At 43.6% G+C, this 23,722-nt stretch carries 19 protein-coding genes; 18 read left to right on the top strand and 1 reads right to left on the bottom strand.

Annotated features, from left to right (window positions below):
- Positions 1–694: 694 nt before the first annotated feature.
- A complete protein-coding gene (locus tag GN112_RS06430) occupies positions 695–1,732 on the bottom strand; it encodes an IS4 family transposase (RefSeq protein WP_155309468.1) in 1,038 nt (345 codons plus the stop codon).
- Between the two features lie 91 nt (positions 1,733–1,823).
- Between GN112_RS06430 and GN112_RS06425 the strand changes: the two genes are divergently transcribed.
- The 18 genes from GN112_RS06425 to GN112_RS06340 all read left to right on the top strand — a co-directional run bounded on the left by GN112_RS06425 (position 1,824) and on the right by GN112_RS06340 (position 23,579).
- Complete coding sequence (locus GN112_RS06425; RefSeq protein ID WP_155309467.1) at positions 1,824–2,444, top strand: DUF6444 domain-containing protein; 621 nt, start codon at positions 1,824–1,826, stop codon at positions 2,442–2,444.
- On the top strand, positions 2,441–3,361 hold the full coding sequence (gene tnpC / locus GN112_RS06420; RefSeq protein ID WP_155309466.1) for an IS66 family transposase: 921 nt from the start codon (positions 2,441–2,443) through the stop codon (positions 3,359–3,361). The genes GN112_RS06425 and tnpC overlap by 4 nt, the downstream gene beginning before the upstream one ends.
- A 796-nt stretch (positions 3,362–4,157) precedes the next feature.
- Positions 4,158–4,763, top strand: coding sequence for a TetR/AcrR family transcriptional regulator (locus tag GN112_RS06415; protein ID WP_155309465.1), 606 nt, complete (start codon positions 4,158–4,160; stop codon positions 4,761–4,763).
- Between the two features lie 203 nt (positions 4,764–4,966).
- Positions 4,967–5,380: a VOC family protein gene (locus tag GN112_RS06410; RefSeq protein ID WP_155309464.1), complete on the top strand. Its 414-nt coding sequence runs from the start codon at positions 4,967–4,969 to the stop codon at positions 5,378–5,380.
- Positions 5,381–5,599: 219 nt separating this feature from the next.
- A complete protein-coding gene (locus GN112_RS06405; RefSeq protein ID WP_155309463.1) occupies positions 5,600–6,451 on the top strand; it encodes a 3-hydroxyacyl-CoA dehydrogenase family protein in 852 nt (283 codons plus the stop codon).
- Positions 6,452–6,468: 17 nt separating this feature from the next.
- Complete coding sequence (locus tag GN112_RS06400; protein WP_155309462.1) at positions 6,469–7,680, top strand: thiolase family protein; 1,212 nt, start codon at positions 6,469–6,471, stop codon at positions 7,678–7,680.
- Positions 7,681–7,737: 57 nt separating this feature from the next.
- A complete protein-coding gene (locus tag GN112_RS06395; protein WP_155309461.1) occupies positions 7,738–8,304 on the top strand; it encodes a cysteine hydrolase family protein in 567 nt (188 codons plus the stop codon).
- Positions 8,305–8,501: 197 nt separating this feature from the next.
- Positions 8,502–9,374, top strand: coding sequence for a Druantia anti-phage system protein DruA (locus GN112_RS06390; protein ID WP_155308407.1), 873 nt, complete (start codon positions 8,502–8,504; stop codon positions 9,372–9,374).
- Between the two features lie 55 nt (positions 9,375–9,429).
- A complete protein-coding gene (locus GN112_RS06385) occupies positions 9,430–10,833 on the top strand; it encodes a hypothetical protein (RefSeq protein ID WP_155308406.1) in 1,404 nt (467 codons plus the stop codon).
- 981 nt (positions 10,834–11,814) lie between these two features.
- On the top strand, positions 11,815–13,821 hold the full coding sequence (locus GN112_RS06380) for an aldehyde ferredoxin oxidoreductase N-terminal domain-containing protein (protein WP_155309460.1): 2,007 nt from the start codon (positions 11,815–11,817) through the stop codon (positions 13,819–13,821).
- Positions 13,822–13,841: 20 nt separating this feature from the next.
- On the top strand, positions 13,842–14,378 hold the full coding sequence (locus GN112_RS06375; protein ID WP_155309459.1) for a 4Fe-4S dicluster domain-containing protein: 537 nt from the start codon (positions 13,842–13,844) through the stop codon (positions 14,376–14,378).
- 586 nt (positions 14,379–14,964) lie between these two features.
- Positions 14,965–15,744 carry an enoyl-CoA hydratase/isomerase family protein gene (locus GN112_RS06370; RefSeq protein ID WP_155309458.1) on the top strand — a complete coding sequence of 260 codons (780 nt, stop codon included), beginning with the start codon at positions 14,965–14,967 and terminating at the stop codon, positions 15,742–15,744.
- 146 nt (positions 15,745–15,890) lie between these two features.
- A complete protein-coding gene (locus GN112_RS06365; protein ID WP_155309457.1) occupies positions 15,891–16,670 on the top strand; it encodes a glucose 1-dehydrogenase in 780 nt (259 codons plus the stop codon).
- 92 nt (positions 16,671–16,762) lie between these two features.
- Positions 16,763–17,956 carry a thiolase family protein gene (locus tag GN112_RS06360; protein ID WP_155309456.1) on the top strand — a complete coding sequence of 398 codons (1,194 nt, stop codon included), beginning with the start codon at positions 16,763–16,765 and terminating at the stop codon, positions 17,954–17,956.
- 199 nt (positions 17,957–18,155) lie between these two features.
- Positions 18,156–19,946, top strand: a complete 1,791-nt coding sequence (locus tag GN112_RS06355; protein WP_155309455.1) for an acyl-CoA dehydrogenase FadE — start codon at positions 18,156–18,158, stop codon at positions 19,944–19,946.
- A 182-nt stretch (positions 19,947–20,128) separates the two neighbouring features.
- The gene (locus tag GN112_RS06350; protein WP_155309454.1) at positions 20,129–20,758 is read left to right on the top strand and encodes a DUF4125 family protein; all 630 of its coding nucleotides are present in this window, start codon (positions 20,129–20,131) and stop codon (positions 20,756–20,758) included.
- 79 nt (positions 20,759–20,837) lie between these two features.
- A complete protein-coding gene (locus GN112_RS06345) occupies positions 20,838–22,055 on the top strand; it encodes an ISL3 family transposase (RefSeq protein ID WP_155309453.1) in 1,218 nt (405 codons plus the stop codon).
- Between the two features lie 189 nt (positions 22,056–22,244).
- On the top strand, positions 22,245–23,579 hold the full coding sequence (locus GN112_RS06340; RefSeq protein ID WP_155309452.1) for an MmgE/PrpD family protein: 1,335 nt from the start codon (positions 22,245–22,247) through the stop codon (positions 23,577–23,579).
- Positions 23,580–23,722 lie beyond the last annotated feature (143 nt).

The following is a 23,722-nucleotide window of genomic DNA, read 5'->3' as shown; positions in this document are numbered from 1 at the left end:
GTTTTCAAGAATTCAAAGGTTTTCCGAGGCCCTAACGATTACCCGGGGTTGAAAAACTATTTTTTTAAAAGGATGTTTGTAGGCGTTTGCGGGGTACGCAGAAGCGGGACGGATTAGATCCAGCTTACATCAGGAGATTAACCTGCAAAGGAAACATTGTAGGGGGCGCATTTCGAAAAAGTAGGACTACTCATTGGTCAAGAAAGCTAACGAGAAAGAAAGATTTTTCAGCAGGTTCCAGCGGCCGGCTTTATAGTAGGACCGCAGCATGAGCATCGCCTCAGCCGTTTTCTCAAGCCAATATATGCAAGCCCCCTTCATGCGTAGATTCACCACTCTTCGAATCCCGCTTTCCATGGCACCGCTTCCGATGGGAAGTCTATTCCAATCCAGGGTGATAGTACACAACCTTAAGGGGTTTGTCCAGAGGCGTTATTTTTTGGCTATAGCGACCTACTTTTTTGAAATGCGCCCCATTGTAGGCACTTGGACATGGCAGAGAAGGTCGCTTTGTCTCTGAGACTATAGATCCATCGTGAATGTCGGGTTTACAACCCTGTTGCTTGAGGCGCTGAAGAGAGAAAAAATCCTTGATAGATACCCTGTCTGTTTGCGGCTGGGTATTTCATTGATCATTATATTTTTGGTAAGCGGAATCGCTTTTAGTATCAAGTAGGTACGCAATGTCGTTGAATTAAGAAATTGGTTTGTACGCGGTGCTAAATTTTCGGCGACTTTTCTTTTTAAAGGCCCTCGGTTCGCTGCGGCTAGGCCGGATCTCGTTTAAAACGCGTACGATGAGGTTTTGAATCTTCGATACATTCTCACATAGTAGATCTTGCATCCGATTGAACAATACGACAATGTGGTGGCGTAGCATCGCCAACACATTGGTAACGTTGGCTTTATAAGAATAAAGGCGTCCGGACGTAATCGTTTTGATCCGGTTACTGACGCTCTGGATAAGAACGGCCGCGAAATTTTTGGTGAATACCTTGGCGTAAAAGTCCTGATAGACCGAATGAACCGTTTTGCCGCTGAAATTTTCGATTTGGATGCGAGACTTCATGACTTTGTAGTCTTCTTCCACCGGCCAGCGTTGGTGGTACAAATCACCGAAAATCTCCACCGGGTACTTTCCCCGGTCGGTTAGCGAGGTGATCAGGACTTCGCTTTCGCCTGTTGGCAGATCTACCCGTATTAGGCGAAGCTTTAGCGGCTTTTTATCCAATTCGAATTCGGCACATTTGCGAGCAGAATTGGGAGTGCAGGATAATTTAACGATTCGGTCAGGCTCCCCGGATTGCAAAAACGCTTTGACAACCTTGAGCTTATTGCATGACACACGGGCACAGACATTGGCGTTGCTTGCCACGATCAGTTTGAACAGCCAAAAACTTTCATAGCCGCGATCCAGTAGCAACAGGTCCTCTGGACCGAGATGAGCGCAATGAGCGGCGGCCAGTTCTCGTTCGCCAATACATTTTGAAGTGATCGACGAGGCTACAGTAATATGGTTTAAGACATCATACAATTGCGAGACGCGTGCTTTCGGGCAAGGGTCGCCCTGCCGCCCATGCCACTGACCGAAATGTTCGACAACCGGTTTTGCTGTGGGCAGGGTGCACAGCGTACCGTCTGTAGCCAAAAGAAAGAATCCGTTCCAACGGTTTGGTGCAAAACGCATTTGGCTCAGACGCACCAAATAATCGTTGAGTTCGATAAAGGCCATGTGGCACGTAACAATTCACATCCCCAAAGAAAAAACGAAGGAAATTCATTTTTAACGGGACAAATTGAACCATACCTGATAGTGACAAAATATGGGAAAACGATTTGGCCCTGAAGACCTTAATCAGAGCAACGGAGAATCTCTCAACAAATTGAGAAAATCCGATCTGATTGATCTAACTTTAAGATTGCGCGATTTTGGTATAGATCTGTATGAACGTCTAAATCAGGATTCAAGCAACAGTTCCAGACCGCCGTCAAGCGATAGTCCGTATAAATGTAAGATGATATCGGATGGAGTTGAACAGTCCAACCCAGAAGGACAAAAGCGAGAGGATGAAGACGTAGACAGCGAACCATTGGACGGAGAAGAAAAAAATGCTCAGGAACAGAAAGATTCCGACAACTGCCAAGACACCGTAAAGCGCAATGCAGGACGGCAACCCGGATCCCAGGGATTTTGGCGTAAAGAAAAACCGCAACCCGATCATTTCGTTGATCATCATCCACAGCAATGCATCATATGTTCGGCCAAGCTCGCTAAACAGGCGGCGGCACACACCGGATTTTATACATACGAGCTGGAAAAAACTAAAAACGGTCTAAAACCCTTAATCGTTATTATAGCGCGCTGTGTGCATGCGGCCATGACAATATTGAAAGACCCGGCCAAGGGTATGAATCGATTCTTGAGGGACGCAAGCGCAATGTGAAGCTGAGTGAATATACGATGGTCGGTCCGATGCTTGCCACATTCATGGCCGCCTTAAATCGGCGTTGCGGCATGTCACGCAAAAAGATCCAAGAGTTTTTGAAAAGTTGGTTAAATTTTAATATTTCCTATGGTCTTATCTGTGAATCCATCAGAGAGGTCGGTATCGCTTGCAATCCTGTAGTTGATGAGCTCATTGATGATTTGCAGAAAGAAGACAAGATACATATGGACGAGACGCCTTGGTACCAAAAAGGTATATTTTGTTGGGTTTGGGTAGCCATCGGCCACAAAACAGCGATTTACCGAATCGGAAGCCGTAAAAAGGAGCTGCTGCTCCAGCTGATCACACAAGCCTTTTTGGGATGGCTGATTACAGATGGTTATGGTGCTTATCGTAGCCATACAAAAAGGCAGCGTTGTTTGGCTCATTTAATCAGAAAGGCCGTTGCCTTGACTGGTGCGGTAAGCAAGGAGGCACAAAAAACCGGAGATTGGCTCCTACGGGAGATGCGAGGGCTAATAAAGGCAATGGCCCGGGGCGAGGATGGTAAAAAAGAATGCAAGCCAATTCTCGCCAGACTAAAAAGGGCTTGCAATCTGGGATCAAAATCAGATCATGACAAATTGAAGTCTCTTGCCAAAGAGATTTTAAACGATTGGGATGCGGTGGTGGCGTTTGTCAAAAATCCCGGGTTGCCTGCCACAAATAATGAGGCCGAGCGAGCTTTGCGATGGGTGGTCCTGTATCGAAAAATCACGTTTGGCACACGCACGACTGAAGGCAGCACTTCTTATGCTGCAACGATCAGCCTCATTGAAACTTGTCGATTGAGAAATATCGACCCATGGGATTATATTGCGAACGTCCTTGCTCAAGGGCGTAAAGGAATTGTTGCCCAAGCTCCTGGTGTATAACTTGGCTTTTCTACGGGGGAGTGAATCGTTACTGTGGCACAGTTTTTCTCGGGCTTTGGTCAATGCGCTTTTGGAAGCCAGGGGTTCGGCGATGTCCGCCCCTTTCAGATTTTTGCTAAGATTGTACAATTCGGTTTCATATGCCGCCGCGGGCAAATTGATCATGTAGCAAATGAGATTTTTAAAGGATAAGGCCCGGTTTCGGGTGAAGTCTTCGGGTCGTTTTTTAAATCGATTGCAGAAATCTTCGGATTCGATCAACTTTTTTAAAGAATCGACTATATCCGGCACAGTTCGGGCATTTCAGTCTCCATGCCAAGTTCTCTTTTTTCTGCAATCATTTTTTCTCCTTTTGGATTTTTGAGTTGATATCTTAGTCAATAAAGATATCATAAAATACCTGCATATACAATACGTTATGCACTTAGAATGCTTAATTCAACGACATTGAGTAGGTACGACATGTTTGCCGGCCAGGCATCTCATTTGGAGGGTGTCAAATAATAATGATTGTTATTTTTTACTTGACGCGCAATAATAACAACTGCTATTTAAAACCAAGAGTATGATTGACAGTCTCGTAAAAACTGAGTAATGGTTTCTCGATCAATGTAACCGAAAATAACCTATTAATCATCTCAATATAAGATTTATTTGTTTATATGTCTGCTATAAAATATATGGTATCAATATGCAGAGAAATGTTGCTTATTGCTACGACTATTTAATACGGTTGCAATTTTAACTTTCGACTATCTAAGAGTTCATATGATTTGAAGACAAAGCCAAGGATAGTATGGTGATTCATTCGAACATTAAGAAATCCGAACTTGTCCAGAAAAAAAAGGGGCAGATATGTGACACGGCCGCAAAACTCTTTTCAAAAAACGGATATCACGACACCTCTGTTCGTGATATCGCAAGGGAGTCTGGGATAGGAATTGGTCCCATATATGATTATTTCAAAAATAAAGAAGAAATTCTTTTCACGGTACATAAGAGGATAGTTGAGTTAAATTTTGTTAAAATCAGTGAAAATTTAATTGGAATAGAGGATCCAGTTGATAGGATTACTATGGCAATTAAAACTCAATTCGATTTGGTTGACGAACTCCAAGACTTATTCTTATTTATGTATGAGGAAGGCCATCTTCTTAATGCTAAATTAAAAAAGGAGATTATGAGGATTGAAAGAAAAACAATTTCTATGTTTGAGGATATTTTAATGGAAGGCCAAAAAAGGAAACTATTTAAAAGTTTCAACTGTAGGGCAGCTGCTAATATGATTATTTTATTTAATCATGGATGGGTTCTAAAAAGATGGGATTTGATGAAGATAGATAGTTCGCATTCTCAGTTACGTTTCACAACTGATTTCATACTATCTGCTATTTCAGCTTAACGCTGTTATTGGCGACCTTTTGGAACTATCATCACATAGGTTTTTCGTCAGGAGGAGAAGCTATACAGTGGGGAGTGTCTTTTTTTACTATGGGCTCCATAAATCAGAATCTAAAATAATTATTCGATGCAAGAAAACTACGTCCTTTAGGGAGTAGGTTAAACGATTTATACTAATGCTCGAATAGAGAAGGGGAGGTCAAAATGGTTAAGGGACTTTATGGTTTTAATGTGGCAGTGAAAAAGGAGAGTCATAAAGAAGTTGTTGAGCGTTGGGCCGCTATATTTGGTGTCCAGCCAGTGTACTTGAAACCGAGTGATTTCGCTGTTCCAGGCATAATTGGCGCTAAATTGAAGGTAGGTGAAGCGAATATTTTTATTCTGGCAGGAGATAATGAGAAAGTTGCTTTGGCTCAATTTGTCGCAAAAAATGGCGAGGGTGTTTTTTTGGTATCCTTTGAGGTTGATGATCTTGAAAAAGCAATGAAGGAAGTGGTTGATCAAGGAGTAAAATTTGTTTCGGATAAGCCACTATCATTTCCTGGAGGCAGGGTCAATTTTATTCATCCGAAATCTATGAATGGGGTACAAACGGAATTCATACAAATAGAGAAATAATTGTTATAAAGGGCGCAAAAAGTATAACGATCATGACATTCGGACGTTGGAATAATAATGGGAAAAAATCGGTGCATTAGGTGGACGAGGAAATGTACGATTCTTTTTATGGGGCTATGCACTTGGCAACCGAGACCTTGGGACTCAAGTGTTTAACCCCGTTTGGATATTGTTTCCAACCAAATGATATCGTAAAGAGAAAAAGGAGATAGAGTACATATGCATAAAATAAATAACGTTTTTATTGCTGGTGCCGGTACGATGGGAAGCGGTATTGCCCAGGTTGTGGCGCAGGCTGGATTCCAGGTAACATTGTATGATTTAAAAAATAAATTTATTGATCGGGGAATCGCAATTATTAAGAAAAGTTTAAAAAGACTTGTTGATAAAGGGAAGAAAACTAATGAAGAAATGGAAGAAATCCTACAACGTATAACACCTTCAACCAGTCTAAATACCGCTAATACTGCTGATCTAGTTATTGAAGCGGTTTTTGAAGACCTAAGCGTAAAAAAGGATCTTTTGAATGAATTTGATAAAATTTGTAAGAAACAAGCGATTCTTGGGTCAAATACTTCAACCTTGCCGATAGCCGCATTAGCCGCGGGAACAAAAAACCCGGAGCGTATTATCGGGATTCATTTTATGAACCCTGTTCCTTTGATGCGGGGAGTGGAAATAATTCCAGGTATGGAAACCTCTGAAGAAATAGTGGTAATTGTAAAAGATTTCATTAGAAGTTTAGATAAAGAGCCTGTAGAATCCCTTGATTATGCGGGATTTATATCTAGCAGGATTTTGGATGCCATGCTAAATGAAGCTGTGAAATGTGTTATGGAGGGAAATAAACCGATAGAAATTGATAAAAATATGAAATTTTGCTGTAATTTTCCGATGGGACCACTTGAATTGATCGATCTTGTCGGGGTAGATATTGTTCTTCATGGCCTTGAGACGTTGCATAGAGAACTTGGCGATAAATACCAACCTGCGCCGTTATTGAGGCAAATGGTCAGGGCAGGACGTTTAGGCAGGAAAACAAATAAAGGCTTTTATGAATATAATAAATAGAAAAAAGGGGGAAGGTGATGAAGGATGAAGAGATAGTCATTGTAAGCGCAGCTAGGTCTCCCTTTGGAAGATATTGTGGCTCTCTGAAAGATATGGATTATTTCGATCTAGGGGCTATTCCGATGAAGGAAGTTCTTAACAGGTTGAATTTGGAAAGCAATGTTGTTGATGAGGTCTTTTGGGGGGTAGGTGATACGTCTGTATGTAAGGATGTATTCACACCAGTAGCTGCGCGGCAGACTTTATTAAAGGCCGGGCTGCCTTCGGAAACACCATCTATCAGCATAGATAAGGCCTGTGTTTCCGCCATGTCGGCAGCTAAACTTGCCTCTATGGCTATTAAACTCGGAGAGATAGATGTTGCTATTGCAGGAGGAGCTACCAGCTTTAGCCAGGAGCCGCTCATAGTTCGAGGGTTAAGATACAAAGGATTTAGAATCGGAAATGTTGAAATGGAAGATCCGCTGTTTCAACTTGGTTACAAAGATTTTAATCCGGTCTCTGTTGATACGGATGACGTTGCCAACGAATATAAAATTACCCGCGAGGAAATGGATGAGTGGGCATTAAGGAGCCATCAAAATTACGGTGAGGCTTGGAAAGCAGGAAAATTTAAAGATGAAATCATCCCGATAGAAATACCTAAGAAGGGCGGCGGTTTTGGAATGTTGGACATTGACGAGCAATACAGGGCTGATAGCAGTCTTGAAAGACTATCCCGCTTGAAACCCGTTTACGGAACAAGAGCTATCACCGCTGGTAATGCGCCTGGGCTTAATGACGGAGCCACGGCATTGTTGCTAATGGCAAAACGCAAAGCCAAGGATTTGGGTCTCGATGTGTTAGGCGAGATTGTTGCGATGACTTCCATTGCTATTCATCCGAATAGAATGCCGGAAGGACCCGGATTTGCGATCAAAAAAGTTTTGAAAATGGCGGATCTTTTCATCGATGACGTTCGGGTGATGGAAATTAACGAAGCATTTGCAGCAGTACCAATTGTGAGCATTGAAGTCGCATGTGATAATGATCGGGAAAAAGCAAAAAGAATTCAAAAAAAGACAAATATTAACGGCAGTGCAATTGCTATTGGACATCCAAATACAGCTAGCGGCGCTAGAATAATGATGAATCTTATGTATGAACTAAAACGCCAGGGCGGTGGTTACGCTATTGGTGCAATTTGTGGTGGCCTAGCCCAAGCTGATGCCTGTATTATAAAAGTGTAGTATTTGTTTACGACTAAGGATACGACAAATGTCGTATCATTCAACAAAGGTAAAAAAATGCGTGCAGCCGTTCTTGTCATTGATATGATCAAGGATAATTTCGAGGGGACAAAAGGTAATCGCCTGACTGATGAAGCAAGAGCATTTTTACCTGCCCTGAATCATTTGTTGGCAGTTGCAAGGAAAATAAAATACCCGGTGATCTTTGCATCTGACAGTTTTTTGAAAGAGGATTTTATCTTTAATAGCAAATTGAAACCGCATGCTATTAGAGGGACTCATGGCGCTGAAGTCATAAATGATATTCACCGTGGATCAGATGATATTATTATGGGAAAAAGGCGGTTTAGTGCTTTTTTTAAAACAGATCTAGATCAAACCCTTAGAACCTGGCGAATAGACACTGTAGTTGTTACCGGGATTGCAACAACTTTTTGTATATTGGGTACAGTCTTTGACGCTCTCTCACATGATTTTAAAACTATTCTTATTGAAGATTGCACCGCAGCTCATGATAAAAAAATACACCAAATATATATGGATATTTACAGGAACTCTCCTCTATATCCTCTTTTAAGGGTTTTTCAGGCCGAGGAGTTCATTAATATGGTAAACCGTCAATAATACATTATAAATTGATCAAATGGAGTTTGTATCCTGATATTCACGGGTTGGCCTTGATCATCGTTTCGGCCAATAGCCTGTAGGGGGTGTAAACCCAAATTGGGGCAAATTTACTAACAGGCGTAATGGTACCGATTTTCTCGCTCTTTGAAAAATAAAGCTGGACTCAAAACGCTATCTTCGATAAGGTGTCGTCCATGAGTGAGAGCATGACCATTCAGGGGCGCAAATTATTTTCCGAAGATATTGAACTGATTCGTCGGCTGATGGCCGACAATCCGGATTGGCACCGCAGTCGGTTATCCATCGAACTGTGCCGAATGTGGAATTGGCGCACCGATAAAGGTCAGCCCAAAGATATTGCCTGCCGTTCAATGTTGCGTAAGCTAGAACAACGCCAGTTCATCGTGCTGCCGCCACCGTTGCGACCGGGAAATCATTCCCGGCAGATACCTGACATGCCTCATCGTCGCGACCCCATCGAGGGAGTGCTGGACGATCTTCGTCCTGTTGAAATCATCATGGTCAGTGGCCGTTCAGACAACGATCACCTTTTTCATTGTCTAATGGATCGCTACCATTATTTGGGGTGCCGGGGTCACGTTGGCGAGCATATGAAGTATATGGTCTATGATCGCCACGAAAGGCCCCTGGCCTGCCTGCTTTTTGGATCGGCAGCCTGGAAAACAACACCACGAGACCGTTACATCGGATGGAACGTGGCTACACGCCAAGGGAATCTGAAGCTGTTGACCAACAACACCCGGTTTTTGATTCTACCCTGGGTTCGCATTCCCAACTTGGCCAGTTTCATTCTGGGCGCTTGTCTCAGGCGGTTGCGGTCCGATTGGTCCACGCGCTATGGTCACGATTTGTGCCTGGTCGAAACCTTCGTCGATCGTTCCCGCTTTGAAGGGACCTGTTATCAGGCTGCCAACTGGCTAAAATTGGGGCAAACCAAAGGCCGCAGCCGTCAAGATCGCTATCGAAAGTTGAAGGTGCCGGTCAAAGACCTGTACGTTTATCCGTTGACAGCCGATTTCAAAAAGCGCTTATGTGCCGCAGGCTGAAGCTTCGCTACTTGCACGGCAGGCATTCGAGAACCTGCTATCTGCGAGGCGAGCCATGGAGACCACTGTCGATATTCAAAAGCTGCAACGGACCATTGATGAAACCCTTTCCAATTTCCAGACACATTCCGATGCCAACCGGCTGATCATCGATCTGCGCACAGCCCTCTTCTCCACAATTGAGGACTTGATTGTATCTTCCATTGAAAATCTGTTTTCCGATCCATGTTTTTTTAAAGCCGTAAAAAAGCTGGCAGCAAAACTCGGATTTCGCTTCAAGGGATTCAAACCCACCAGCATTCGGCTTTTATCCGGCCGATCGCTACCGATTGAATCCCCTTATTTTGCCAAAGCGCTTCCGAAATCTCGCCGTGGTCGTAAAAGGAAGAAACGGAAACCGAAAAGCGGTATTCACCTGGGGTTGGCCTATCTGGGTTTTATGGATCGTTGCAGCGCTGTTTTGGCATCGGCGTCTGTTCAGGCAAGCTTATTGTGTCCGTCATTTGAGATTGCCAATCGGACCTTGTCTTCTGTTGGCATCGACATGGATATTAAAACGATCCGGCGGTTGTGTATGCACATGGGCAATCGCTCCATGGAGAATCGGCATCGGATAACATTATCGGAAAATGACCATGTAACCGGCCGCGTTTTGTTCGTGTGCATTGATGGTGGCCGCCTTCGTGAACGCCGGACCAAAAAGGGGCGGTTGGCTTCCCATCAAAAACGGAGAGGATATTATTCCGACTGGCGGGAGCCGACACAAATCGTTATTCAATGGCTCGACGCCCAGGCAAATCCGATCAAGGAAATTGCCCCGCTTTACGATGCCACGATGGCCGACATCAACGGTGCGTTTGAATTATTGGAAGATTATCTTCGTCAAATCGGCGTTGACCAGGCCGACGGAGTAATTTTCTGCGCGGATGGCGATCGCAGATATTGGAAACGATTTTCCTCACTGGCAGAAAAGCTTGAAGCCAAGACGTGTTTCCAAGTGATCGACTATACCCATGCCAAACAGAATTTGCATATTGTCGCGGATCATCTTCCCAAAACCCTTGAAGCCAAAGAGCGAACGGCGATTCTCAAGAATTGGAAGGACCTGTTATGGCAAGGAAATTTGATGGAAATCCGAAATCAGATTCGTCAGTACATCACGTATCCGTCGAAGCTAAAGAAAGCATTGAACAAGTTCAACAATTACTTTGTGAAAAATCTCCGCCGCATGCAGTATGCGGCCTTTCGGTTATTAAATCTGCCGACCGGCAGCGGTTGTGTTGAAAGCGCGATACGTCGCGTGATCAATCTTCGGTTGAAAGCGCCGGGTATTTTTTGGAAGCGTGAGACCGCTGAGGTCATGCTTTTTCTCAGGAGCACATTACTTTGCGGGCGTTGGGATAATATGCTGGAACACTTGCTACAACTGAATCGAGGAACATTTGAAGCTTGCCCCTAAATGGGATTGCACCCCCTGTAGGCAACACATTGTCGATTGGTTTTATTCTGATTATATCATATTATATTCAATATGTTATCCATTACAAACCAAAATCGCCTTTGGGAAAGGTTCCTTATCTGGCCGAAACGATGATCAAGGCCAACGGGTTTTATTCTTTGAAAGATAAACCCTTGTAAAGATTTTTGAATTCGACTTGGGAGCGGTCGGGATGGGATTAAGTGCGATGTTACCGATTCGAGAAGTATTATGGCGTTAATGGTAGCGCCGATGATTTTGTTTGAGAAATTGAACTTAAATTTCATGAGTGCCTAGGCTATATGCAGCTTTGAAACCACGCGTTTGTCAACTGCAAAAGACATAAAGAGGAGAACATTATGGTAACTATTGGGATGTCATCATGGCCTGCGGAAAGTGAAAAAAAGATTGGTAAAATTTTTTTAAGTATGCCGGGTTATACATATTCTATAAAGATGGCATCTGATGTTTCCACATCTATGAGAATGTTAGGGTTGGAGTAGAATGATAAAAAAGGTGCTTACATATCTTTTTCAGGGTGCTGCATTTTTTTCTTCAAAAAGATAACGTAAGCGTTCACAGGGCCTGCAGAAACACGATCAGATCCAGGCGATGTGATATATGGCGCATACAAAAGAATTATTTAGTGCCTGAACGAAAACCCCTATAAAAATCTGGGTCTTATAAATACAGTAGGTTACGATGCCAGCAGCCTGATTTTCGAGAAAATTATCAATAGACGTCATTTTTTCTCTTTTATTGTTTTGGGCTACATATTTGTAAAAAGATGTGTTTTTACGCGCAAAATAATGGTTTCCAAAGAGAAGCATTTATGACCTGTTTATAGTAAATTTAAAATTAGCGAGAAAAAGGTTAAATCTTCAAGCGTCTGAATTGAGCTAAGTCCCAGTTCTAAAAGAGCATATAAGTTTTCGTTCAGGCACTATTTAGAAGGGAAAAAAAATGAGGTACGCAGAGACAGGGTTTAATTTAGAAGTTGATCTAACCCGGGGAAATATTGAGCGGGTCGCAACTGATCCAAGAGATACCGAGCTTTATCTGGGGGGTTTAGGTACTAACGCCAAGATATTGTGGGACAGGGTTCCGCCTGAGGTTGATGCTTTTTCTCCAGAGAATCTTTTAATATTCGGCGCCGGTCTTTTGTGTGGCACACCTGCTACCGGTTGTAACCGCACCATTGTTTCTACCATTTCTCCTCTGACCAGGTTAATGGCATTTTCAATGATGGGCGGATTTTGGGCACCGGAATTGAAATATGCCGGTTATGACAAAGTGATCCTTCGCGGCAAATCCCCCGATCTGGTTTATTTGTGGATAAACAATGACAAAGTAGAAATACGTGATGCCTCTCATTTGCAGGGTAAGGGCGCCATTGAAACTGCAGAACTTATTAAGCACGAGTTGGAGGAGCCGAGAGCCCAGGTAGCTGCTATTGGCCTGGCCGGTGAAAACAGGGTCTATTTTGCTTCCATCGAGCAGGGAAGGTCCAGTGCCAGCCGAGGCGGAATCGGTGCCGTTATGGGAGACAAAGGGGTAAAGGCGATAGTTGTTCGAGGGACAACGGACATAAATATTGCTCAGCCGCTGGAATACATTGAACTTTGCAATGAAGTGATGGAATATATAAAATTCCGGAACGAAAATCCAATTAAGTGGGTAGAGCCTGTTCTTTCCGTACTTGGGTCACCGCAAGAGATGGCAATCCATGATGAGAAGTGGCACACCACAAATTTCGTCTGGGGAAATGCCCGCACCCGCAGAAAAGATTTCTGGACCGAGGACGTCGCAACGAAATGGATGGAGACGCTGGATAGTATGCGGACGCGGTTAATAAGTTGCTACAACTGTCCGATGCAATGCGGAGCAACAATATCCGTCCCGGGGCTACCAACATACATGATGAAATGTTTTTCGAAACTTACATACACAATGGCTGCATTTTCAGACCTGGAATTTGGTTTGAGAATCGCCCAGCGTGCAACGGAGTATGGCCTGGACGGATTCTCAACACCGCAAGTGATGGCCTTCGCACTTGAACTTTTAGAAAACGGCATTTTGACGGATAAAGACTTTCCGGAAATGCCGGAAGACAATGAGGGCAGATTCTACTATCTGCTTGACAAAATTGTCAATAGGGAAGGAGTTGGAGATATTCTGGCCAATGGTACGTATTGGGCGGCCAAAGAGATCGGTAAGAGCGCAGAAGCATATGCACATAATAATATTAAGAAACAAGAACAACTGCCTCTCAAGCTATCAATGATGAATCCAATTTATTTCCTTATGTATTGTACAGGAGAGAAAATAAGCATTACACAGATTGAAGGGCAGTTCCCCCAAGGACCTTTTCCGAAAAGAGAGCAAAGAGAAGAGTTTGTCAAGGATTGGTTCCAGGTTCCTGATGAAAAGTTTAAGCAATATTTTCTTGACTGGGAGCTTCGCGGAGAAAATTCAATTCCCTATTACCCCACTGTTGAAATGTGTTGTGATATTGTTGACTGGCAAGAGCGGATGCACTACATTGATGACGCCCTTGGAATGTGCGCCGGTTTGTCATCATTTCCCATGAAACCTCCATATCATATACACAATTTCCCTAAATTTATTTCATCCGGGGCCGGGATCGAAATGGATGAAGAGAAACTGACGAAAGCAGCAAAAAGATACCGAACTTTGGTCAGAGCAATTAATATAAGACGAGGTATGAGAAAAAAAGACGAGAAACCGCCAGAGGATCATTGGAAGCATCGGTTTCCCGATCTTGAAAAGGATCTCTTAGATACGTATTACAAATACAAGGGTTGGAATGATGAGGGTATTCCGACTAAAGAGTCCTTAAATGAGTTGGGGTTGGATTACGTATACGAGGATTTTGTTAAAAGGGGAATATCGATGGATAGTGAAGATGCTTCTTCCAACGACGCTTCGGCGGAAAAAGAGAAGGAATAAAGCGAAGGGGGGTGGTAACCGTGACAGGTGAGAAAAAAAAGAAAACAATTAAAACGATAAAAATAAATATTGATAAATGCCATGGGTGTCGGGCATGCGAGGTGATATGCTCCGCCTTTCACGCTTCACCAAAATATAGCAGTAATAATCCGGCCAGATCCCGTATTCGAATATTACGTGATCCCCTAAGAGACATATATGTTCCTGTCTACGCGGGAGAATATACTGTTGCTGAATGCGCCGGTAGAGACAAATATATCATTGACGGAAAGGAGTACGACGAGTGTGCCTTTTGCAGGGCTTCCTGCCCGTCCAGGGAGGAGTTCAAAGAACCCGATTCCGGTCTCCCCCTAAAGTGTGATATGTGCGAAGACGAAGAAGAACCCTTGTGTGTTAAGTGGTGCCCGGCTGATGCGCTAGTTTACGAAGAGAGGGAAGAGGAAGTCGAAGAAGAGGTGGAGCAGGGGGAGTTGGAGATCGGGTTGGAAGTACTGGTAGACAAATATGGAATGCAAAAGCTAACCAATGCCATTGGCCGAATGTCAGGGAAGGACTAAGAAAATAAGGGTTCAAGGATTCCAGGATCCAAGGGCTCAAGTGTAATGGTAGAGGTTGCAATAGCGCCTTTCTCCAGGCAGCTTTTGTTTTAACCGAAGCCCTCGCGTTTCCATAACCATCTATGGAACCGGCGTCAGAAAAATAGGCAAGATTTAATACCACAGGACTGGACGCAGACGGATGCCATTGTAGTAGCAGATATAATCGATTACTTCTGACTGTATTTATTGCGATGTTCTCTAAAGATGGCAATAAGCTGAGCTTTCAGAGCAATCTTTGCTGGACTATTTCTCGGACTCTGGTCTTTTTATTTCAGGTACTGATAAAAACCACTCCGGTTGACCCGCATCATCTGGCAAAGCACGGTGACCGGATGGACCTTCACTTGCTGCCGAATAAAACCGAATTTTGCTTCGGTACAGCTGTACAACTTGTTCAGGACCAGGCCAACAGTGTCTGCTATGAATTCTTTGGTGAAACGGCGGCTGGTTTTTCAAGCATTCATGGGACAACTCGCTTTCCTGTGAATCGTTCTTAGCAAAGTGTCCGTTTCTTTTAAACCACATTACTCAGGAGGCACTGTTTATGGAATACAAAACGATTCTTTTTTCTGTTAAAGATGGCATAGCTTGGATACGATTCAATCGACCCAAAAAGCTAAATGCCATGAATGCGCAAGTGATAACCGAAATTGAAAGGGTGATTGTTGAGTGTGAGAGCAATGATGAGATCAAAGCCGTTATAATGATTGGCAATGAGAAGGCTTTTATAGCTGGTGCTGATATAAAACCACTATCCGATGCTGATGTGAACTCCGCTTTTCGATTAGTTGAATTAACAACGAGAATGCAGGAGCGCCTTGCTGATTTGCCAAAACCGACGATCGCCGCTATTTCAGGTTTTGCTCTTGGAGGTGGACTTGAGGTTGCACTTTGCTGCGATTTCAGGTTGGCGGCAGAGAATGCCGTTTTAGGACTTCCCGAAATTACGTTAGGTATTATTCCGGGTGGCGGTGGGACACAGAGGCTGACGCGACTGGTAGGGCTTGGACCTGCCGCGGAAATGCTCTTGGCGGGCGTCACAATTAAGGCTGAAAAGGCATTATCCATAGGGTTAGTTACGGAGGTTGTCCCGGTGGACCAACTGGAAATCAAGGCTGAGGATTTGGCCATGAGGCTTGCAGTTATACCGGCGGTCGCCATGAAGGCATGCAAGACAGCCATGAGGTCTGGTTTGAACTGCGGCTTAAAGGAGGGGCTACGGATCGAGGAAATGGCTTTTTGTATGCTATTTGGCACCCTTGACCAGAAAGAAGGCATGAAAGCTTTCTTGGAGAAGCGAAAGCCGAAATTTTTGGGAAAATAGTTTGCGCAGACATTAGTGGGGTGTTTTGCCTGTGTGATATTTTGGGAGAGTTAGGTTTCAATCCCGGAAAGGAATTTCCGTCTTTATGGATGGGCAAGACGGGCTATTTCCGTTAGTGAAAAGTGACAAATCAGGGGGAAAGGATAATGAGAATAGACCAATTGTTTAGTCTTAGGGAGAGGGTAGCAATAATCACAGGCGGTGGCAGAGGTCTTGGAAAATTTATTGCCGGGGGACTGGCGGAGGCCGGCGCTGATGTTGTCCTGGCATCACGAAAGATTGACAACTGTGTTGAAGCGGCAAAAGAGATTGAGAGCCTTGGCGTAAAGGCACTGCCGGTGCAATGTGATCTGGCCAAGGAAGAAGACATTAAAAACCTTGAAAAAGCCACGATGAAATCATTCGGAAGGATCGATATTCTCGTGAATAACGCCGGCATGACATGGGGTGCTCCAACATTGGAATACCCAATGGACAAGTGGGAAAAAGTGATAAATGTTAACCTAAGAGGGGTGTTTCTCCTTAGTAGAAATGTTGCCAATATAATGGTTAAACAAAACAGGGGGAAAATAATCAATATTAGTTCTGTATTAGGTTCCCGTGGCACCACTGAGGAGATAGGTCCAGCTATTGCCTACAATGCCTCAAAGGGAGCCATAAATGCTCTTACACTGGATCTTGCAGTGAAATTAGCCAGGTTCAACATCAATGTGAATGGAATCGCCCCAGGCTACTTTGACACGGATATGATCGGCTATACGAAACAGGATTCAGTGGTTTTGGAAAAATTGATTGGAAAGATACCCGCTGGAAGACTTGGACTGGAGGATGACATAAAAGGTGCTGCTGTGTTTTTAGCGTCGGATGCATCTAAATATCTGTACGGGCACATTCTGAGTGTTGATGGTGGATATTTGACTATGTAATGGGGTCAGCTGTTTGATCTAACCGAATGGGTTTATCATGTTCGGGACAGCTGGTTTATGAGCGTTTAAAAATATTTATGAGGAGGTTGGGTATGAAATCTGATGATGTTGTAATTGTTTCTGCAGTAAGAAGTGCTATCGGTACTTATGGTGGTCAGTTTAAAAATTTGAAAGCGGTAGCTTTGGGCGTGCCTGTAATGAAAGAGGCTATCAAACGGGCAGACATTGACCCTGGTATAATAGATGATGTGGGATGGGGATGTTGTTATCAGCAAACAACTAATGAGACAAATATTGGTAGGGTAACCGCAATAAAGGCAGGGGTTCCGCCTGAGGTGCCGGGCTTTACGGTTCAACGTGTCTGCACTTCATCCATGTGGGCCATGGCGAGCGGAGTTATGGCAATTCGTCAGGGAGCAAACACGGTGTTTCTGACTGGGGGGGTTGAGAGCATGAGCACGGTGCCTTACACTATCGACACGCTTAGGTGGGGTGCGGGTATGAGGCATGTAGAGGTTAGGGATGCCATGTGGGATGGTTTGACGGAATTGGGGGTTGGTCCGGCCATGGGCCTTACAGCCGAGAATCTGGCGGAGAAATATAGCATAAGCCGGGAAGATCAGGATGAGATAGCCTATCAAAGCCAAACGAGAGCAACGGCGGCAATCAAGGAAGGACGATTTAAAGAAGAGATTGTACCCATTGAGATAAAAGGGCGAAAAGGGAAAGTGAAAATTGTAGATACTGACGAGCACCCACGGCCCGAAACGACGCTGGAAAACCTGGCTAAGTTGAAGCCTGTCTTTAAAAAGGGTGGTACCGTGACGGCCGGCAATGCCTCCGGGATAAATGACGGGGCTTCGGCAATGGTTATTATGAGGAAGTCGAAAGCAGATGAATTGGGCATTAAGCCTTTGGCAAGGATAGTTGACTTCAGTGTAGCAGGTGTTGATCCTGATATTATGGGTTGGGGGCCTGTTCCTGCGACAGAGAAGCTGATGGCCAGAACGGGTTTGAAAATGTCGGACATGGGGTTAATAGAGATTAATGAGGCATTTGCTGCTCAGTATCTGGCGTGTGAGAAAGGGCTTGGACTGAAGGAAAGACGGGATATCGTGAATGTAAACGGCAGTGGAATAGCCCTTGGTCACCCTGTAGGTGCAAGCGGAGCAAGAATATTGATTACCCTGCTTTATGAAATGAGACGTAGGAATGTTAAGCTCGGTTTGGGAAGCATCTGTGGAGGTGGTGGTGTGGCAATGAGTACGATAATTGAGTTGGTGTAATTGAGCGCCGGTTATATTCTAAAAATTTACGAAGGATGTTGCGCGCCACATAGACTACAGCGTAGATCTATTCCTGTAGGGACATTGATTGGTTTATATGCCATATGTAGCGTTGTAATCATTAAAACTGTGGGATGAGTAGCCTAAAGCTTTAAATGGCGTTGTAAGGTTCAATTGTTTTTCCTACAAGGGGTTTAAAATGACAAAACAAGAAGTAAAAAATACAGATGGTGGGATGTTTATAAATCAAGCCAGCGATTTTCAGGAAATTTTTACACCTGAAGATTTTACCAGGGAACATAAGGATATAGGCAGAGCAATTGAAGATTTTATCAAAGGAGAAATAATAAGTCGTGGCGAAGAAATCGAAACGCTAAATATTGAACTGTCGAAAATGCTTATGAAAAAATGTGGGGATTTGGGATTTCTCGGCATCGATATTCCAGAACAGTATGGGGGATTGGAATTAGACAAGATAAACTCTGCGATTGTTTCTGAAAAGTTTGGATATAGTGCAGGCTCCTTTGCCATTACGGAGTTAAATTCTACGGGCATTGGTTTGTTGCCTGTGGCTTTATTCGGGACGGTTGAACAGAAGGAAAAATATCTGCCTGGTTTGGCTTCAGGTGAGCTTATTGGCGCTTTTGGCTTGACGGAGCCCGAAGCGGGCTCAGATGCTCTGAATTCACAGACAACGGCAACGCTTAGTGAGGATGGGAAATATTATCTATTGAATGGATCCAAACAATTTATCACCAATGCCGGTTTTGCAGATATTGTCTTTACTTATGGCAAAGTAGATGGAAAATACTTTACCGCTTTTATTGTGGAACAGAAGTGGGAAGGTGTTTCTACCGGTGAAGAAGAAAATAAAATGGGATATCACGGCACATCGACGCGCTCTTACTTTTTTGATAATGTCCGAATCCCGGTAGAAAATGTTTTGGGTGAGGTGGGAAAAGGTCATGTTATAGCACTGAATGCATTGAATATGGGGCGTTTTAAAGTTGGGGCTTTATGTATGGGGAATGCCAAAAGTGCTTTTGCCGAAGCTGTTAAATATGCAAAGAAAAGGGTACAGTTTGGACGTGCATTATGTGAATTCGGACTGATAAAAGAAAAAATAAGCAAAATGGCTATTCGGCTCTTTGCGGCGGAGAGCTTGGCATATCGAACAGCAGGATTAATTCAGGCTAAATCTGAGGAACTAGCGTGTCTAAGCGGAGATACTGGTATCAGTACAGCTAAGGCTCTCAAGGATTATATTGTGGAATGCTCGATTAATAAAATTTACGGGTCAGAAACCGAAGATTTTGTGGTTGATGAGGAGGTCCAAATCTTTGGAGGCTATGGATACATAAAGGAAAATCATCCTGAGTTAGCCTACCGGAATGCTAGAATAAATCGGATTTGGGAGGGTACGAATGAAATAAACAGGATGGTAATCGTTAACACATTGTCCAAAAAAATTGGTGATGGAACCTGCAATTTGATGCAGTCTTTTGAAAGCGTCTTCGAAGAGTTGGAGAAACTTGAACCTGTTGATTCTGATGAATCTGGGAGTTTGAATGCACAAACCAGGTTAATGCAGACGGCAAAAAAAATACTTACTTTTGTTTTTGGCAAAGCTCATCAAAAGTACGGGAAAGCTTTAAGAGAAGAGCAGGAGATAATCGGCACTATAAGCGATATAATAATTGAAATATACGCTATTGAAAGCTGCCTCTTAAGAAGCCAGAAAATGCTGAAGGGAAAAAAAATAAAGAAAGCGGTAATCCCTGTTGAAATGACAAAGGTTTTATTCCATGATTCATTTGAAAAGATATGCTTTCTTGCCGGAATTTTATTGCAGGCCATGGAAGATGGAGCGGCTTTAGAGAAGGATCTGAAAATGTTTAGAAAATTTATGATTTCTTTACCCATAAACACTGTCGCGTTAAGGAGAAATATTGCAGATGCAATGATTCAACGTGGGCGTTATTATTTTTAACCAAGTTATCCATAAAGCTGAGGTGACAATGATTTAATTGGCCAAGAAAGAATATGGAGGAACACCGCCTATGATTTTTTTAAATCATTTTGATTGATGCGGTTATTTTTTGAACAATTCGCATAAATATAAAGATTACCGTTCCGGGAATTGCTGAATTACATCAAATGGAGATATAAAAGATGACGGCTATCTCTAATTTTATTGAAAAGATATTGAATATAGAATGGCAGATGTTTAAGGCTATCAAAAGTGCCGCACCGGTTTCCTGCCAGGACTCGCCGGAAACCTTCAAAGAAGTTCGAGGTTCGGTTTTCGAAATTTGGTCGGAAGAGATGCTTGATTCCTATCTCGGCGACCTGAAACTCGCCCAAGAAAAGGGAAGAAACCTGTTAACTGAAAAGTATGCTCGGATGGATAATCTTATTCCTCCACTTAAGATCAATCCGTTAATCAACGAAATCGTCAGCATTGAAGCTGACTGGCAAAAGGAACTTAAAGAGAAGTATCCGTTACTTTATGCTCGTACCTGCCGGGGAACAGATGCTGTCCAAAATGGAAACAATTTTTCCATATACCTGAAAAGTGAACTGGAAACTTATAGCGACAGAACCATAGAACTTTACTATTCGCAAATAAAAGAAGCTTCTGAGAACAAAAAAAACCTTTCAGCCCAGGCTCTTGACTGTCTGGTGCAAAAGAGCGGATACCGGAATATCGAACATGCAGAAAAATATCTGACAACTTCTGGCAACTCGCGAGATAGTAACAATCGCTTCGGTAAAAAACACATTACAAAAGAAACGCTTTGATCAATTTTTGGTTCCTCGCTGTTTCGTGTGGGTAACCAGTTGATTACCTCACGGTGCAAGTGGTAAGTCATAGAGCATTATGAGAGACATAGACTTATTTCAAATGGCCCTTGGGCTGAGACCTCCCTGGCGGGTATCAGCAACTGAATTTGACCCTATTGAAAAGCGTCTGGACATCCGCCTTGATTTTCCAAGAGGGAGCACCTTTAGCTGCCCAGAATGTGATCAGGATGGCCTTAAAGCCTACGACACGGCTGAGAAAACATGGCGGCACCTGAATTTCTTTCAGCATGAGGCCTATCTGACCGCCAGAGTTCCCAGGACCAAATGTGACAAGTGTGGCACCCACTTGGTCGATGTGCCTTGGGCTCGGTCTGACAGCGGCTTTACGCTGTTATTTGAGGCCATGATCATGACGCTGTCCAAATCCATGCCGGTAAAAACCATAGCAAGCTTCGTCAATGAGCACGATACCCGGCTATGGCGAGTATTGCATCACTATGTGGACGATGCCCGGGAAAAAGCTGATCACAGCCAAGTCAAGCAGGTCGGCATGGATGAAACTTCCCGGCGGCGGGGCCACAACTATGTGAGCCTGTTTGTGGACCTTGAAGGTCCCAGAGTTCTGTTTGCCACCGATGGTAAAGACGCTTCGACGGTCAAACGGTTTAAACAGGATCTGATCGACCACGGCGGCAACCCCGGCACCATTGAGGAGATGTGTTGTGACATGTCCCCGGCATTCATTAGCGGCGTTGAGAAGCAGTTTCCCGAGGCGTCCGTGACCTTTGACAAGTTCCACGTCATGAAAATTATCAATGATGCCGTTGACCAAGTTCGTCGGGAAGAATTCAAGGACCGTCTCGAACTTAAGGGTACCCGTTATATTTGGCTGAAAAATCAGACAAACCTCAAAGAATCACAATCCGAACTGCTTGAACAATTGACGATTAAAAAACTCAACTTAAAAACCAGCCGTGCCTATCACATCAAGCTCAATTTCCAGGAACTGTACCAACAACCTACTGAGGAAGCCGAACCTTTCTTAAGAAAATGGTACTTCTGGGCGACCCACAGCCGCTTAGATCCAATCATAAAAGCCGCTAAAACCATAAAGAGCCATTGGGACGGTGTCCTGCGCTGGTTTACATCTAAAATCAATAACGGCATCCTGGAAGGCATAAACAGCCTCATCCAGGCAGCCAAGGCCAGAGCCCGAGGCTATCGAACAAAACGGAACCTCATTACTATGATTTATCTCATCGCCGGCAAACTCGATTTTGAATTACCCACATGAAACAGCGAGGAGCCCAATTTTTTAAACGTCCCATTTTGTCAGATGTCTGCATCAGAAACAAATTTAGAACCTCGACATTCCTAATGTATTCCTGAGACTAAAATTTTCGCATTCCTTGACCTCGACCAAAATTGAACGTTTTGAAACAGCCTTCTTTTAAATAAATAAAGGAATTTATCCAAACAGATCATGAGCATATCAGAGAAACTATCTAAATACATACTGACCACGTCATATGCCGATATTCCGGATGAAGTCAAAAGATACACCAAGCTATGCCTTTTCGATTGGCTGGGTGTAACGATAGGCGGATCAAATGAAAAAATTGCATCGATATTGATAGATTTTATTGGAGAAATGGGAGGGAAAAATCAGGCGACAATTATCGGTAAGGGCATCAAAACGAATGTATTATTCGCCACTCTGGCTAATGGATGCATATCACACGCACTGGATTTTGACGATTCCCACGCGGGCTCTTTTATCCACCCCAGCGTTTGTTTGGCACCTGCCGTTATAGCTGTCGGTGAACACCTGAAAGTGAGCGGGAAAAAGCTAATAACTGCATTTTCCATAGGATTTGAAATAGCCAGCAGGATAGGAAAGGCTGCTGGTTTCAGCCATTATCAGCGCGGATGGCATACCACCTCTACCGTGGGACGCTTTGGTGCTGTTGCAGGGACGGCAAAGCTTCTGAATTTAACAATTGATGAAACCATTAATGCCTTTGGAATTGCCGGCACCCAAATTTCAGGATTACGAGAGGTATTCGGTACGATGTCTAAGCCGTTCAATGCCGGTAAAAGCGCCATGGATGGTGTGTTATCCGCTTATCTGGCTAAAAGAGGTTTTGATAGCAGTGATTTAATTTTTGAAGGAAGGTATGGAATTGGCAGGGTTTTAGCTTCCAAGGCTGATGTTAATAAATTACTGGGCGGACTCGGCACGGATTATCAGATTGTCGACGTGGGTTTCAAGCGTTATGCTTCCGCACTGGCGACACATTCAACCATTGAAGCCATTAAGGAAATAAAAGAGAAAGAGAGCTTATCCGTAAAAGACGTACATAAAATTAACATCGAACTTGGGAAACTTCCGCTAAGCGTAATAGACAACAAGGAGCCCAAAAGGGAGCTCGAAGCCAAGTTTAGTATCTACCATTGTGCAGCGCTTGCTTTTATAGAAGGTTCCGCAGGCCAAAAGATGTTCAAAAGGGAGAAACTCAATGATCCTAAATTAGTCGATTTTAGCAAAAAAGTTGAAACCGAACTCAATCCGGATTTTAGCATGTTCGAAACAAAGGTGACGCTGACAACAACGGACGGCAGACATTTTGAAATGTATATACCCAGTCCAAAGGGTACTCCGGAAAACCCCATGACTTTTGAAGAGATGAAACAAAAATTCAAAGGGCTGGTTTATCCTGTTTATTCAAGGGAAAAGACCAGGCAGATCTTTTATAAAATAAAGGGACTTGAAGACATATCTGATATTGGGGAGATCATGGACCTGTGCATTTCCTGAATAGTTTTCTTTAAACGGGTACTCGAGAATAGAGATGGAATATTTTCCTCTATTTATAATATATAGTGATCCAACTTGGGTTTTTAATTTTCAATTTCGTCATCAACACTGGTATTTTGATACATCCATGAGCACCTCCAAGT

Origin of the sequence: Desulfosarcina ovata subsp. ovata, from assembly GCF_009689005.1 — a bacterium.
Classification (GTDB): Bacteria; Desulfobacterota; Desulfobacteria; order Desulfobacterales; family Desulfosarcinaceae; genus Desulfosarcina; species Desulfosarcina ovata.
This window is presented reverse-complemented; position numbering and strand designations above follow the sequence as displayed.

Bases quoted from the DNA above. Each gene is read 5' to 3' on its own strand.
- GN112_RS06430 (WP_155309468.1), bottom strand. From the start codon at position 1,732: ATGGCCTTTATCGAACTCAACGATTATTTGGTGCGTCTGAGCCAAATG.
- GN112_RS06425 (WP_155309467.1), top strand. From the start codon at position 1,824: ATGGGAAAACGATTTGGCCCTGAAGACCTTAATCAGAGCAACGGAGAA.
- GN112_RS06415 (WP_155309465.1), top strand. From the start codon at position 4,158: ATGGTGATTCATTCGAACATTAAGAAATCCGAACTTGTCCAGAAAAAA.
- GN112_RS06410 (WP_155309464.1), top strand. From the start codon at position 4,967: ATGGTTAAGGGACTTTATGGTTTTAATGTGGCAGTGAAAAAGGAGAGT.
- GN112_RS06405 (WP_155309463.1), top strand. From the start codon at position 5,600: ATGCATAAAATAAATAACGTTTTTATTGCTGGTGCCGGTACGATGGGA.
- GN112_RS06400 (WP_155309462.1), top strand. From the start codon at position 6,469: ATGAAGGATGAAGAGATAGTCATTGTAAGCGCAGCTAGGTCTCCCTTT.
- GN112_RS06395 (WP_155309461.1), top strand. From the start codon at position 7,738: ATGCGTGCAGCCGTTCTTGTCATTGATATGATCAAGGATAATTTCGAG.
- GN112_RS06390 (WP_155308407.1), top strand. From the start codon at position 8,502: ATGAGTGAGAGCATGACCATTCAGGGGCGCAAATTATTTTCCGAAGAT.
- GN112_RS06385 (WP_155308406.1), top strand. From the start codon at position 9,430: ATGGAGACCACTGTCGATATTCAAAAGCTGCAACGGACCATTGATGAA.
- GN112_RS06380 (WP_155309460.1), top strand. From the start codon at position 11,815: ATGAGGTACGCAGAGACAGGGTTTAATTTAGAAGTTGATCTAACCCGG.
- GN112_RS06370 (WP_155309458.1), top strand. From the start codon at position 14,965: ATGGAATACAAAACGATTCTTTTTTCTGTTAAAGATGGCATAGCTTGG.
- GN112_RS06365 (WP_155309457.1), top strand. From the start codon at position 15,891: ATGAGAATAGACCAATTGTTTAGTCTTAGGGAGAGGGTAGCAATAATC.
- GN112_RS06360 (WP_155309456.1), top strand. From the start codon at position 16,763: ATGAAATCTGATGATGTTGTAATTGTTTCTGCAGTAAGAAGTGCTATC.
- GN112_RS06355 (WP_155309455.1), top strand. From the start codon at position 18,156: ATGACAAAACAAGAAGTAAAAAATACAGATGGTGGGATGTTTATAAAT.
- GN112_RS06350 (WP_155309454.1), top strand. From the start codon at position 20,129: ATGACGGCTATCTCTAATTTTATTGAAAAGATATTGAATATAGAATGG.
- GN112_RS06345 (WP_155309453.1), top strand. From the start codon at position 20,838: ATGAGAGACATAGACTTATTTCAAATGGCCCTTGGGCTGAGACCTCCC.
- GN112_RS06340 (WP_155309452.1), top strand. From the start codon at position 22,245: ATGAGCATATCAGAGAAACTATCTAAATACATACTGACCACGTCATAT.